This is a genomic window from Modicisalibacter radicis (assembly GCF_900961225.1).
Taxonomy (GTDB): Bacteria; Pseudomonadota; Gammaproteobacteria; order Pseudomonadales; family Halomonadaceae; genus Modicisalibacter.
Map to the genome: position 1 here is coordinate 1 of NZ_CAAHFN010000060.1, position 12,862 is coordinate 12,862.

Annotated in this window: 12 protein-coding genes; 3 read left to right on the forward strand and 9 right to left on the reverse strand. The window is 63.9% G+C overall.

Annotated features, from left to right (window positions below; all coding sequences use genetic code 11):
- Positions 1–57: 57 nt before the first annotated feature.
- From HR9077_RS09415 to HR9077_RS09430, 4 genes are read right to left on the reverse strand one after another with little or no spacing between them, the layout of a single operon-like run.
- The gene (locus HR9077_RS09415) at positions 58–789 is read right to left on the reverse strand and encodes a FadR/GntR family transcriptional regulator (protein WP_168380924.1); all 732 of its coding nucleotides are present in this window, start codon (positions 787–789) and stop codon (positions 58–60) included.
- A complete protein-coding gene (locus HR9077_RS09420; RefSeq protein ID WP_136066756.1) occupies positions 786–2,066 on the reverse strand; it encodes a TRAP transporter large permease in 1,281 nt (426 codons plus the stop codon). The genes HR9077_RS09415 and HR9077_RS09420 overlap by 4 nt, the downstream gene beginning before the upstream one ends.
- Complete coding sequence (locus tag HR9077_RS09425) at positions 2,059–2,559, reverse strand: TRAP transporter small permease (RefSeq protein WP_136066757.1); 501 nt, start codon at positions 2,557–2,559, stop codon at positions 2,059–2,061. The genes HR9077_RS09420 and HR9077_RS09425 overlap by 8 nt, the downstream gene beginning before the upstream one ends.
- Positions 2,560–2,609: 50 nt before the next feature.
- A complete protein-coding gene (locus tag HR9077_RS09430) occupies positions 2,610–3,608 on the reverse strand; it encodes a TRAP transporter substrate-binding protein (RefSeq protein WP_136066758.1) in 999 nt (332 codons plus the stop codon).
- A 293-nt stretch (positions 3,609–3,901) separates the two neighbouring features.
- On the opposite strand from HR9077_RS09430, the gene serS reads away from it, so the two are divergent.
- On the forward strand, positions 3,902–5,179 hold the full coding sequence (gene serS / locus HR9077_RS09435; RefSeq protein ID WP_136066759.1) for a serine--tRNA ligase: 1,278 nt from the start codon (positions 3,902–3,904) through the stop codon (positions 5,177–5,179).
- Between the two features lie 72 nt (positions 5,180–5,251).
- Here serS and HR9077_RS09440 read toward each other — a convergent pair whose 3' ends face one another.
- On the reverse strand, positions 5,252–6,055 hold the full coding sequence (locus HR9077_RS09440) for an SIMPL domain-containing protein (protein ID WP_136066760.1): 804 nt from the start codon (positions 6,053–6,055) through the stop codon (positions 5,252–5,254).
- Between the two features lie 180 nt (positions 6,056–6,235).
- Here HR9077_RS09440 and HR9077_RS09445 point away from each other — a divergent pair, with 180 nt between their 5' ends.
- On the forward strand, positions 6,236–7,123 hold the full coding sequence (locus HR9077_RS09445) for a cobalamin-binding protein (protein WP_136066761.1): 888 nt from the start codon (positions 6,236–6,238) through the stop codon (positions 7,121–7,123).
- A 13-nt stretch (positions 7,124–7,136) separates the two neighbouring features.
- Here HR9077_RS09445 and cobO read toward each other — a convergent pair whose 3' ends face one another.
- The gene (gene cobO / locus HR9077_RS09450) at positions 7,137–7,736 is read right to left on the reverse strand and encodes a cob(I)yrinic acid a,c-diamide adenosyltransferase (protein WP_136066762.1); all 600 of its coding nucleotides are present in this window, start codon (positions 7,734–7,736) and stop codon (positions 7,137–7,139) included.
- Between the two features lie 387 nt (positions 7,737–8,123).
- On the opposite strand from cobO, the gene HR9077_RS09460 reads away from it, so the two are divergent.
- Entirely contained in the window at positions 8,124–9,698 is a 1,575-nt protein-coding gene (locus HR9077_RS09460; RefSeq protein ID WP_136066764.1) for a sensor domain-containing diguanylate cyclase, read from the forward strand.
- Here the strand turns inward: HR9077_RS09460 and HR9077_RS09465 are convergent.
- From HR9077_RS09465 to HR9077_RS09475, 3 genes are all read right to left on the reverse strand, one after another.
- Complete coding sequence (locus tag HR9077_RS09465) at positions 9,616–9,909, reverse strand: winged helix-turn-helix domain-containing protein (RefSeq protein WP_136066765.1); 294 nt, start codon at positions 9,907–9,909, stop codon at positions 9,616–9,618. The genes HR9077_RS09460 and HR9077_RS09465 overlap by 83 nt on opposite strands.
- Positions 9,910–9,941: 32 nt before the next feature.
- The gene (locus HR9077_RS09470) at positions 9,942–11,015 is read right to left on the reverse strand and encodes a PA0069 family radical SAM protein (RefSeq protein WP_136066766.1); all 1,074 of its coding nucleotides are present in this window, start codon (positions 11,013–11,015) and stop codon (positions 9,942–9,944) included.
- 85 nt (positions 11,016–11,100) lie between these two features.
- Complete coding sequence (locus HR9077_RS09475; protein WP_136066767.1) at positions 11,101–12,711, reverse strand: glucan biosynthesis protein; 1,611 nt, start codon at positions 12,709–12,711, stop codon at positions 11,101–11,103.
- Between the last annotated feature and the right edge of the window lie 151 nt (positions 12,712–12,862).

Here is a 12,862-nt window from a genome sequence, read left to right on the forward strand (position 1 = left end):
GTGTATAAGAGACGGGGGTCGGGGCCAGGTATGTCGGGTCTGTGCATTGTCGCATGCCTATCCGATGGGGGGCTGAAGTCCGAGACGTCGCATGGCATTGGTCAGGTGCAGGCGCATCGCCGCACGGGCCTCTTCGGGCTCGCGGTTGAGGATGCTGTCGACGATATTGTGGTGTTCAACCTGGGCAATGTTCTCGAGCGTCGCATCGCGAGCCGAATTGTGGCGAGCCGTGCTGATTGCCGTCGACATCCGGTTATAGCAGAAGTCAATGAAATCGGAGAAGTAGTGGTTTCCCGTCGCGTTGGCAATGGCCTGGTGAAGCGCCAGGTCGTGCTTGTCGCCGGGATCGCCCTGTTTCAGGCTGATGGCCAGCCGGTCGAGGGCCCGGGCGATATCGCTTTGTTCCTGAGGCGTGGCGTGGATCGCGGCGAGTGCCGCTGCGCCGGCTTCGACCTCGCGGCGCATTTGGTAGATGTAGCGCAGTTCCTGCTGGTCCACGGCATCCGCCGTCATCGAAAAGACCGGACGTTCGGGCAGCGCCGTGGCAATGTAGGTACCGCTGCCCTGTTGCGTGACCACCAGGTTCGCACGACGCAGCTCGGCGATTGTCTCGCGGATCACCGCTCGGCTACTGCCGAATCGCGCCATGAGCTTGGCTTCGGTGGGGAACTGCGAGCCTCGTGGGTAAAGACCGTCGCGGATTTCCTGCTCCAGCGTGGCGACGATCCTGGCCGACAGGCGTTGACCGCGCCGAGCGCCGGAGGTGGGGGGCTGTCGCGTCTGCATCATTCGGCGAGCCCGGGGAGCCATAGCGTCACGGCCGGCACGTAGGCGATCAGCCCCACGACGATGAGCAGGACGGCCAGGAAGGGCAGCAGATGCCTGGCTATGCGCTCGATGCTCATGCCGCTGACCGAGGAGGCGACAAAGATCGAATAACCCAGTGGCGGCGTCACCATGCCGACGGCGAAGTTGATCACCACCATGGCGCCCAGTTGTATGGGATCCAGCCCGATCTGTGCGCCGATCCCGATGAGCACGCCGCTCATGATGACCATGGCCGAGATGTTGTCCATCACGGCACCCAGCACCAGCAGCAGCAGGTTGATGAAGAGCAGCAGCAGCAGCGGGTTGCTGGTGAGACCGAGGATGAGTTCCGTGATCCGGGTGGGGAGCTGTTCGCTGGCGATGACCCAGGCGAATCCATAGGCCGTGACGATGATGAACATGATCACGGCGGTCGTGCGCATGGCGTTGATCAGCAGGCCGGGCAGTTGCCGCAGCTGAAGGTCGCGATGCACGAACACCCCGATGATGGCGCTGTACAATGCACCGACCATCGCCGCTTCCGTCGGCGTGAAGATACCGCCGTAGATGCCCCCCAGAATGACGATGGGGGCGAACAGGGCCCAGATGCCATCCCGCAGGGCGTGGAGAATCTCGCCACGCGAAGCGCGCGGCTGCCCCTGGATGCCTTGACGCTTGGCATAGACGACGCTGATCACGCAGAAGCCGGCGGCGGCGAGAAGGCCCGGGACCACGCCGGCGAGGAACAGCTGGGAGATCGATTCCTCGGAGAGCACGCCCCAGATCACCATCGGTATCGAGGGCGGGATCATCTGTCCCAGGGGGCCCACGGCGGTAGCCAGGGCGGCCGCATAACCGCGCTTGTAACCTCGGGTTTCCAGCTCGTCGATCATGATCGAACCGATCGCCGCCGTGGTTGCCGGGGCCGAACCGGAAATGGCACCGAAGAAAGTTCCCGCGCCGACCGTGGATATCGAAAGGCCGCCGGGGAGGTGGCCTACGAAGGCCGATGCCACTTTCACCAGGCGACGCGAGAGACCTCCCGCGCCCATCAGCTCACCGGCGAGGATGAACCCGGGAATGGCCAGCAGCGCCGTCGAGCTGCTGCCCGCGATGAAGCGCTGGGCCGCGATCAGGGGATTCAGGTCCGCCATCCAGATGCCGATCAGGGTCAGCAGGCCCAGCGCGATCGCGATGGGGGCGCCGACGGCGAGCAGGCCAAACAGGCCCAGCGTGAGGACAAGGCCCGTTTCACCCATGTTCCGTGCTCCTCAGGTCGTTCAGGGAGTGAGGGCGGATCATCAGCACGACGGCGTGAAAACTGATCAGTAAGCCGCTGACCGGTAATGCCGCATTCTTGACCCACAAGGGATAACGTATCGCCGGCGAGACCTGGCTGGCGGTGAACTCCATGAACCCATACCCCGTCCAGATCATGGCTACCCCGAAAAGCAGTACCAGCAACACGTTCAGGCGCTCCAGAAACCCGGAGAGGCGATCGGGTAGCAACGAGAGCAGCAGCGTGACCCGGACGTGTTCGAAGTGACGCACCAGCACGCTGGCAAACAGGAATACCGTCCACGAAGCGGCCAGCAGCGCGACCTCATCGGACCAGGACAAGGAGTCTTGCAGCACATAACGATAAAAGACGCCCAACAGTAACGTGAGGATCATTATCAACGCCGCGATAGCGCCCAGAAGCTTGGTCGCGCTGGCCAGGATACGACTGGCTTCGTCGAGATGGCGATACATGAAGGGGGATCCATGGCCGGTGGCCCGGCGCCAGGCCGGGCCGTGGGATTTTACTGAGCGGTGATCTGCAGGGCGCGATCGAGCAGGTCGCCGCCGATCTTGTCGCGGTAGTTCTCATAGACGGGCGCGACCTTCTCGCGGAACGCCGCGACATCCTCGACACGGTTGACTTCCATTCCCTGGCTCTCGATCTGCTCGAGGATCCTTTCGTTGTTGCTGGCCACCGTCTCGCGCTGCCGTGCGATCGCCTTCTCGGCGGCCTGACGGACGATTTCCTGCTGTTCGTCGGACAACTTCCCGAAGGTCTGCTTGGAGATCAGCAGTCCCAGGGCATTGTAGGTGTGCCGGGTCATAGAGAGATACTGCGTGACTTCGGGGTACTTGTTGGCATAAATCACCGGTAGCGGGATTTCCAGGCCGTCGACGGTGCCTTGCTGTACCGCGGTGAACGCCTCGCTCCAGGCCAGCGGAGCCGGGTTGGCACCGAGTTCGCGGAAGCTGGCGATATAAAGGTCACTGGGTTGGACGCGTAGCTTGATGCCATCGAAGTCATCGGGGCTTTGGATGGGGCGTACGTTATTGATGGTGTTCCTGAAGCCGGCTTCGGCAAAACCCAGTCCGACGATGCCTTGCGATTCCAGGCGGTCCATCAGTGTCTGGCCGATCTCGCCGTCGAGCACTTCGTGAGCCTGTTCGCTGTCGGCATAGAGGAAGGGCAGGTCGTTGAGCTGGAAAGCCGTGTCGAGCGTGCTGATCTGCGTCCCGGTAATGACGCCGGCATCGAGAATGCCCAGTTGCATGCCCTGCAGCATTTCGGTGTCGTCGCCGAGCTGATGGTTGGGGAAGAACTTGACGTCGAATTCATCCGGCGCGGCTTTCTCCAGCTCTTCGGCGAAGTAGTGTGCGGTGATCGCGTAGGGGTCGACTTCGCTATCTGCGGTCGTCCAGCCCAGGCGGATGGAGGTGGTTGCCTGTGCCTGACTGGCTACAGCCAGGGTACTGACCATGATCAGGCTGGATAGCAGGGATCGCTTCGCTTTCAGGATCATCGTGGAGCCTTTGTAGAGGGTGTGTGCCTAAGTTTGTCCGATGAATTATGCGAATATGAGAAAATGTCGCATATATGTCTGACGGATTGTACACTAACGTATATGCGAAGCGCTCGATATAAACACTATGGATAATTGCCTTGCGAAATGGTTGGTGGTATGGGGCGAGGAGCGCGTGGCTCGCTCCCGACGAATTCTTTACAATGCTCGTTTCGCCGTCTGCTGTGTCGCGGTTACCGGTGCTTCGCACGGGACGGCTGTTCCGATAGCTATTCGTCAATGGAAAGGCTCTTATGCTCGATCCCAAGCTGCTTCGCAGCGAGCTCGACCACGTTGCGCAACGCCTGGCCCTGCGCGGCTTCACCCTGGACACGGCCGCGTTCGAGGCGCTCGAACGTCGGCGTCGTGACCTTCAGACCGAGACCGAGCAGCTGCAGAGCGAGCGCAACAGCCGCTCCCGGGCGATCGGCCAGGCCAAGGCCGCCGGTGAGGCGATCGAGCCGCTGCTCGCCGAGGTCAGCGACCTGGGCGAGCGGCTCGACGCGGCCAAGGCGCAATTGAACGACGTCGCCGGGGAGCTCGACGCGCTGCTGGCCAGTCTGCCCAACCTGCCCCACGAGAGCGTGCCCGCGGGCGCCGACGAGTCCGATAATGTCGAGCTGCACCGCTGGGGAACACCGCGGACCTTCGATTTCGCGGTGCAGGATCATGTCGATCTGGGCGCCAGGCTGGGCTATCTGGACTTCGAGATGGCCGCCAAGCTGACCGGCTCGCGCTTCGCCGTGATGCGCGGTCCCATCGCCCGCCTGCATCGTGCGCTGGTGCAGTTCATGCTCGACCGTCAGACCCTCGAGCATGGCTATGAAGAGTGCTACGTGCCCTACATCGTCAACAGCGATTCATTGACCGGGACCGGCCAGTTGCCCAAGTTCGGCGAGGACCTGTTTCGTCTCGAGGGCGACAGCGACTACTACCTGATCCCCACCGCCGAGGTGCCGCTGACCAACTTCGCCCGCGACACCATCGTCGAGGCATCGGCGTTGCCGATCCGGCTGACCGCGCATACGCCGTGCTTCCGCAGCGAGGCCGGCGCCTACGGCAAGGACACCCGCGGGATGATTCGCCAGCATCAGTTCGACAAGGTCGAGATGGTGCAGATGGTCGAGCCCGAGACCAGTTACGCCGCGCTGGAGGAGATGCGCGGGCATGCCGAGTCGATCCTGCAGGCGCTCGAGCTTCCCTACCGGGTGGTCACGCTGTGCGCCGGCGACATGGGCTTCGGTGCCAGCAAGACCTACGACATCGAGGTCTGGCTGCCCAGCCAGCAGACCTACCGGGAGATCTCGTCCGTCTCCAACTGCGAGGATTTTCAGGCGCGGCGCATGCAGGCGCGCTACCGCAGCCCGGCGGCCAAGAAACCGCAGTTGCTGCATACCCTCAACGGCTCGGGCCTGGCGGTGGGGCGTTGCCTGCTGGCGGTGCTCGAGAATTACCAGCAGGCCGACGGCTCGATCACGGTGCCCGAGGCGCTGCGCGGCTACCTGGGCGGGCTTGATGCAATCAATGCCTGAGTACGAGCTACGAGCTACGAGCTACGAGCGTCTCCGCCTTTGGCTCGCAGCTCGTGGCCCGGTTCTCGCTGCTTAATTTTCGATCTCCCAGGCGACTCGGACGCTGGCGTCTAGGGTGATCTCGCCGGGGCGATACTCGGGGGCCGCCTTGCTCTCCATGGCATCGCTGCGCATCGACATCATCTGCGGCGAGTAGCGCGGCGCCCCGGTCTCCTCGACCTGGACGACCCTGCCGAGCTGGATGTCCAGGGTCTCGGCCATCAGTCGGGCCTTGTGGCGGGCTTTCTCCAGTGCCTGGCTTAAGGCCTTGTCGGTGGCCGCGTCACGATCCTTGAGGTCGTAGGTGACGCCATCGAGGGCATCGACACCGGCCTGGGTCAGCGCATCGAGGATCGTCGGCAAGCGCGACAGGTCGTCGATACGCAGACTGATCGGCCGTTCGAGCTGGGTGCGCACCAGGGTCTGGCCGGAGTCGCCGTTCTGGCCAGGCTGCTGAATGTAGTCCGGGCGCACGCTCAGCGAGCCGGCGCTGATCGCCGCGCTGTCGATGCCCTGGTTCTCGAGCTGGCGGATCAGTTCGCCGGTCCGCGTTTCCAGCCTGTCGCGCGCTTCGCTCAGCGCTTCGGGATCGGCTTGCTCGCTGCCATCCTGGGCGACGCTGGGGGTGCGCTCCCACAGCCGGGCATCGAGCGTCGCCATGTCGGGCGCCACGCGCAGCTCGGATTGCGCCTGGACCTGCAAGCGATGCCCGGGCGTTTCGCCGGGAAGCGCCTGCGCCTGGGATACCCCCGCGGCGCCGAGCAGGCCGACGAACAGCAGGGTGGCGAGCAGCGCTCGGGGCTGGCGTCGTGGGGCGGGGGTGTGGCGTAGTGGCATGAAGCCTCCTTGCAGTGAATCGAACAGGGGTGAAGACAGGGATCGCTGCGAGCCGCGACGGTTCCCGTTGTGTGCCAGTGTTGCACATTGTTTCCCCGTTAAGGGGGCTCTTCGACGGGCCGACTCGGCCAGGCGACCAGGCGAAGATACCGGACCCGAGCAGAGAGTAGAGCCGTGGCCATGAGACTTACACGCGGCGTCATGGGCGTCATCGCGCTGGCATTCGGAGTGGGCCTGGCCTGCGAGGCGCCTGCGGCCATCACCGTAATCGACGACGACGGCGACAGGGTGTCCCTGGAAAGGCCGGCCGAGCGTATCGTGGCGCTGGCGCCGCATGCCGTGGAGATGCTTTATGCGGTGGGCGCGGGCGATGCGCTGGTCGGGGCGATCGACGGCAGCGATTACCCGGCGGCGGCTGGTCAGCTGCCGCGGGTGGGCAACTACCGTGGCGTTCCCCTCGAGGCGGTGCTGGCACGCAAGCCGGATCTGGTGGTGGTCTGGGCGAGCGGGACGCCCCATGCGCTGGTCGAGCGCCTGCGCGAGCTGGAGATCCCGCTTTATGCCAGCGAGCCTCGGGCCTTGTCCGACGTCGCCGACAATCTGCGCGACCTGGGCCGGCTTGCCGGACAGGCTCGGCGTGGCGATTATCGGGCGGCGGTCTATCTGGCGCGCCTGGCGGGCCTCGGCCAGACATTCGACCAGCCGCCGCGGGTCTTCTATCAGTTGGGCACCAATCCGCTGACGACGCTGGCCGGGGGGCATATCGTCAGCCAGGTGATTCGCGGCTGCGGTGGGGTGGCGCTGTTCGCCGAGCAGCCGGTGCTGGTGCCGCAGATCGGCCGCGAGGCGCTGATCGCCGCACGGCCCACGGTCATCTTGAGCGCCTCGCGCGATGACGACTGGCAGGCTGCCTGGCAACGCTGGGCGCTGCTGCCGGCGGTCGCCAGCGGCCAGCTGTATACCCTCGAGCCGGACTGGATCAGCCGTCCGGGTCCGCGGCTGCTGGATGCCATGGCCCAGGTGTGCAGCGCGCTGCGCCGGGCGGTGCAGCGCGGCGGGCCGGGGTGATTGCGTGGCCGGTTCAGTAATCTATGCCGCGGCGTGCCTGGATGCCGCTGTTGAACGCGTGGCGAATTTCCTGCATCTCGGTCACCGTATCGGCCATGGCCAGCAGGTCGCGATGGGCATTGCGTCCGGTGACGATCACCGTCTGTTCGCGCGGTCGATTATCGAGTGCCTGCTTGAGCGTCGCGAAATCCAGGTAGCCGAACTTGAGCATGTAGGTGATCTCGTCGAGCACGACCAGGTAGGTGCCGGGGTCGGCAAGCATGCGCTCGGCTTCGCCCCAGACGGCCCGGCAGGCGGCGATGTCGCTGTCGCGGTTCTGGGTCTCCCAGGTGAAACCGGTCGCCATGACCGCGATCTCGAGGTTGGCGTCATCGGCCAGGCGCTCGCGTTCGCCGCACTCCCATAGCCCCTTGATGAACTGAACCACGCCGACCCGGTAGCCGTACCCCAGGGCGCGGGTCACGGTGCCCCAGGCCGCCGTCGTCTTGCCCTTGCCGTTGCCGGTGAAGACCATGAGCAGGCCGCACTGCTCGGTCGCCGCGGCGACGCGCTCATCGACATGGGTCTTGAGTTTTTGCATCGACTGCCGGTGGCGTGCGTTCCGTTCCGACATGCTCTCTCCCTCCGATCCCGATGATCGTTCGTCATGTGTAAAGTGTTGGATTTAAAACGATTGTTTCAATGCGTTGAAGAATATCGCCTGGTGCTTCATAACCCATGTTCGTGCTGTGGGATTTAAATAACGATAATGCCTTGCGGGATTCGCCAGCAATGGATTTTTTTATGTTGACGTATTCAACGTAAAAGGTAACTATTTTAACAAGCGAATAGTGAAAATAACGCCTCGCAATGGATGGCGAGCGGTACCGTCTGGCTGGCATGAATACGAGTGCTGCCAAGGCCCCGTATCCCTTTTTTGCTTTTCGGCAGGAGAGCGACTGATAGGTACGGCGCGAAGGGCCTCATGAGACTCATGCCTTCTTTATAAAGGAGATTTCGCTTGATACCCGACGCACTTCGCGACTCGCTTGAGCAGTGCAGAACGCTGCCATCTCCCTCCTCGGTCGTGCTCAGGGTCATCGAGTTGGCACGCGATCCTGATGTCAGCCTGCAGAAAATCGTTGCTGTGCTGAATGGTGATCCGGCTCTTTCGGCACGCCTGCTATCGTTGGCAAATAGCGTTTTTTATACCAGCCACCGGCCCGTCGAGCATCTTCAAGAGGCGATCAATCGCATCGGCGTCGAGCGAACCCTTTCCATGGCGCTGGGCTGTAGTCTGGCCTCGGCGACGACAAGCGAAGCCGGCCCGGGCACGACATTCGACGACTATTGGCAACGCTCGCTGATCAGTGCGCTGATAGCCCGGCGGCTGGCGGCCACGCTCGAGGGGGCCGTGGATGGTGGTGTACTGTTCACCGCCGCCCTGTTGCAGGATATCGGCATGCTTGCGCTGCATGCCAGCGATGCCGAGCACTATCGAGCATTGTGTGCGCGCGCCGAGGATCATGCGCAACTGGTCGAGCTGGAACGTGACCGGTACGGGGTCGATCACGCCGTCGTGGGTGCCTGGCTGGCGCGCCGTTGGCGGTTGTCCGAACGGACGGTGGCCTGGATCGGCGCCAGTCACCAGCCCCTGCAAGCGGCGGAGACCGACGAGGACCGAGCCGGCAGCTGTGTGAGAGCGTCAGGCGGCCTGGCCGATGCCTGGCTGCAGGGCGAGAGCGCGCTGAGCGGTGCCCTGGGGGAAATCGAAGAGGTGTTCGGCCTCGATACGCCGACCTTGGTGGAAGCGATGCTGGCCCTGCAGGAGGAGCTTCCCGGGGTCGCTGCCCTCTATGCCATCACCCCGCCGGAGCGACTCGATGGCCAGCGGTTGTTGCACCTCTCGAAGCAGCTGCTGGCCGAACAGAACGCGCAGCTGCAGCAGGATCTGATACGTCAGCAACAGGAGATCGACGCGCTCAAACGACAGCAGCAATCGCTGAGTCGACAGGTGCGCTGCGACCCGCTTACCCAACTGGGCAACCGCCGCTACCTCGAAGAGACGTTGCAGGCGGCCTTCGACGCCGCGTCGCGGGGGGTGTCGGTGGTGTTCATCGATCTCGATCGTTTCAAGGCGCTCAATGACACCCATGGCCATACGTTCGGCGACGAGATTCTGTGCCGGCTGGCCAGGCTCCTCGAAACCCGCTGCGCCGTGGCGGGCGCGCAGGTAGGACGCTATGGCGGCGAAGAATTCGTGATTGTGCTGGGTGATCGCGATACCAGTCAGGCGCGCAGCTTCGTCGACGACATTCGCCATGAGCTGAGGGTTGCAGCCTGGAACACGCTATCGGTAACGGGGCTGCCCGTCACTGCGTCTTACGGCGTCGCCACGCAGGGTTTCGGTAAACGCTTCGAGACGTCTCGCGCGTTACTCAGCGCCGCCGACGAGTGCATGTATCAAGCCAAGTACGCAGGGGGCGATCGGGTGATCGTGCATGGCGGTGGTTTCAGGGGTAGCCCAGCAGCGTACGGAGTCGCTGCTGGTGGTCGGCCACCCAGCGCTTGTCGATCGGCCCCCAGTCGCGAATGACGTAGCGTCCGATCTGGTGACGCTCGCCGGGTGCCTGTTCGAAGACACAATCGATATCCAGCTCGGCCAGCGCATTCAGCGTGTCCTGGGCCGTACGGCGCGGCATGCCGGTGGCCCGGGTAATGGCCGGGATGCTGGCCGTGCCCCGGTCGATCAGGTAGGCGACGTACAGACGCCGGTAGAAGCTGGTGCGAGTCTTGCTGGTTGCCATGGATAGTGCCCGGTCGATAGTGATCGACCATGTTAACCGAACAGGTCGCCCTGACGGTGGGGTGGGCGAAAGTTCCGGCAATCCAGCATGTCATCGCTTCGTCCTGCGAGCCCCAGCCGGCGGCTGGCGCGACGGAAACGCTGTGCCAGCATGTCGGCAAATACGCCCTCGCCGCGCATGCGTCGGCCGAACCGCGAATCGTAGTCGGCGCCGCCCCGCGATTGCCGAATCAGGCTCATGACCTTGCCGGCTCGCTCAGGATAGTGCTGCGCGAGCCAATCCTCGAACAGCGGGGCAACCTCGTGGGGCAGCCGCAGCAATGTCCAGCCGGCCGTGCTTGCGCCGGCTTCGCAGGCGGCTTCCAGCAGGCGCTCGAGTTCGTGGTCGTTGAGCCCCGGGATCATGGGTGACAGCAGGGCTCCCACGGGAATCCCGGCAGCGCTCAATTCGCGCATGACCTTGAGGCGCGCCTGCGGCGAGGCGGTGCGCGGTTCCAGGCTTCGCTTGAGTTCTGCGTCGAGACTGGTGAGGCTGATGAAGACACGCACCAGGCGCTTGGCGGCCATTTCGGCGAGCAGCTCGCGGTCACGCAGTATCAGCGCCCCCTTGGTGACCAGGACCACCGGATGCCGGCACTCCAGGAGCAGCTCCAGGATTTCCCGGGTGGTGCCGCGTTCGGCTTCCAGCGGTTGGTAGCAATCGGTATTGCCGGACAGGTTGATCGGCCGGCACGCATAGCCTGGCTTGCAGAACTCTTCGCGGAGCCGCTCGACGAGACCGGTGCGTGCGATCAGTCGGGTTTCGAAATCGATGCCCGGCGACAGATCCCAGTAGGCATGGCTGGGCCGCGCATAGCAATAGATGCAGCCGTGCTCGCAGCCGCGGTAGGGATTCAGCGAGCGGTCGAAGGGCAGGTCGGGGGAGCGGTTCCATGACAGCGCGCTCCTGCTCGCCTCGTCGCTGACCAGGGTGGCGAGGCGTTCGGGCACGTCATCCTGCCACCAGCCGTCGTCGACGGCTTCGCTGGCGGACGGGGCGAAGCGATTGGGTGGATCGTAGGTGGCGCCGCGCCCCTTGCGGGGACGAGGCGGTTGGCGGATGGCCATGGCGCAACCCTCTATGCTGTATTTATATACAGTATAGAGGGTTCTGAAAATGCAACAACGTCAATCAGACTTGGTCCGGGATCTCTTACAGTAGATGGCCGGGGTTGTGCAGTTCGCGGTCGTCGGCCGGCGGCGGTGACCACTGGTAGATCCAGGTCTCGGTGAGCGGCTTGTCGCCGGCCTTGAGGTAGACCCGCAGGTTGATCGGTTCGGTGCCCTCGTCCGGGGGCACCACATCGAACATCGCCCGGTAGCCCTGAATCGCGTCCAGCGGACGGGCCGAGGTGATCTCGATACGCCCGGCGGAGTTCTCGATGACCGGCACGACCTCGACATCCTGATCGGCGTCGAAGGGGAACGGGCCGCCCTGGAAGTCGATCACGAAGCGCCAGCTGAAGTACTCGCGGGCCTTGCCGACTTCGCCGCCGATACCGGTACGGGTCGCCACGCAGCGGGCCAGGTCGGTCTGGGCGGGAGCACGGTCGCGCCAGTAGATGCGATAGCCGAAGAGCATCTCGCTGCCGGGCTGGACCGGCTCGTCGGGATTCCAGAAGGCGACGATATTGTCGAAGGTTTCATCGAGGGTGGGAATCTCGATCAACTGGATCGAGCCCTTGCCCCAATCGGACTTGGGTTCGATCCATACCGAGGGCCGGCGATCGTAGAACACGCCGTCGTCCTGGTAATGGTCGAAATCGCGATCGCGCTGGAGCAGGCCGAAACCATGCGGGTTCTCGTCGGCATAGGCGTTGAAGCGCAGCTGCGGCGGGTTGACCAAAGGCCGCCACAGCCACTCGCCGTTGCCGGTATGCATCGACAGGCCGTCGGAGTCGTGGATCTCGGGGCGCCAGTCCCAGTTGGCCTGCTGGTCGTTCTCGCCGACCATGTACATGCTGGTCATCGGGGCGATGCCCAGGCGTTCGATCGGCTTGCGCGGGTAGAGCGCCGAGTCGATCTCCATGACCACGCCGTCGTTGACGGTGATCGCGAAACGGTAAGCGCCGGTGATGCTGTCGGATTCGAGCAGTGCATAGACGTTGACGACATCGCTGCCGTCCGCGGGCTGCTCGAGCCAGAAGCGCGTGAAGTCGGGGAACTCCTCGGGTCTGTCGAGGCCGGTGTCGATCGCCAGGCCGCGGGCCGACATGCCGTATTGCATGGAGTCGCTGACGGCGCGGAAGTAGCTGGCGCCGAGGAAAGCCATCATGTCGCGCTGCCAGTCGTCCTTGTGGAACAGGCGGAAGCCGGCGAAGCCGAGATCCTCGGGCAGCTTCTCGCCGTCGATGCCCGACTTGCCGTAGTTGAACAGCGAGGGATCGTAGGCGATTTCCCGGGACTGACCGTCGACGATCTCGTAGATCTTGACCGGCTTCTTGAAATAAAGCCCCAGGTGAAAAAGCTCGGCGCGATAGCGGGATTGCTCGTTGTCCGCCCAGATGTCGTGGTCCTTGCTGAAGCTGATCGCCTGGTATTCGTCCCAGCTCATGCCCTGGAGTTCGGGTGGCAGGTTGGGCTTGGCACCTTCGCTGGCCTGGTTCGAGATATGCCGGGCCAGGCCCTTGAGCCAGGCAAAACTGAACGATTCGCTGGGGCCGATGGTCTTGGTGGCGCCGTCGACAGCGGCGAGTACCGTGGAAATGGGCAAAAAGGCGCTGCCCAGGACACTGGTGGCCTTGAGGAAATCACGTCGATTCATCGTGCTCTTCCCTGGAACGAGATGGGTCCATGCACCGCATAGGTGCGCGTACAACCAGTCCGAAGCGTGGCAAACGGACGAAAGCGCCCGGCTGCATCCGCTAGCGAACCCCTGTTAACGACCAGGATATAATGCCGGTAATGCATGGCGC

Coding starts and splice junctions, on each gene's coding strand:
- HR9077_RS09415 (WP_168380924.1), bottom strand. CDS start 789: ATGATGCAGACGCGACAGCCCCCCACCTCCGGCGCTCGGCGCGGTCAA.
- HR9077_RS09420 (WP_136066756.1), bottom strand. CDS start 2,066: ATGGGTGAAACGGGCCTTGTCCTCACGCTGGGCCTGTTTGGCCTGCTC.
- HR9077_RS09425 (WP_136066757.1), bottom strand. CDS start 2,559: ATGTATCGCCATCTCGACGAAGCCAGTCGTATCCTGGCCAGCGCGACC.
- HR9077_RS09430 (WP_136066758.1), bottom strand. CDS start 3,608: ATGATCCTGAAAGCGAAGCGATCCCTGCTATCCAGCCTGATCATGGTC.
- serS (WP_136066759.1), top strand. CDS start 3,902: ATGCTCGATCCCAAGCTGCTTCGCAGCGAGCTCGACCACGTTGCGCAA.
- HR9077_RS09440 (WP_136066760.1), bottom strand. CDS start 6,055: ATGCCACTACGCCACACCCCCGCCCCACGACGCCAGCCCCGAGCGCTG.
- HR9077_RS09445 (WP_136066761.1), top strand. CDS start 6,236: ATGAGACTTACACGCGGCGTCATGGGCGTCATCGCGCTGGCATTCGGA.
- cobO (WP_136066762.1), bottom strand. CDS start 7,736: ATGTCGGAACGGAACGCACGCCACCGGCAGTCGATGCAAAAACTCAAG.
- HR9077_RS09465 (WP_136066765.1), bottom strand. CDS start 9,909: ATGGCAACCAGCAAGACTCGCACCAGCTTCTACCGGCGTCTGTACGTC.
- HR9077_RS09470 (WP_136066766.1), bottom strand. CDS start 11,015: ATGGCCATCCGCCAACCGCCTCGTCCCCGCAAGGGGCGCGGCGCCACC.
- HR9077_RS09475 (WP_136066767.1), bottom strand. CDS start 12,711: ATGAATCGACGTGATTTCCTCAAGGCCACCAGTGTCCTGGGCAGCGCC.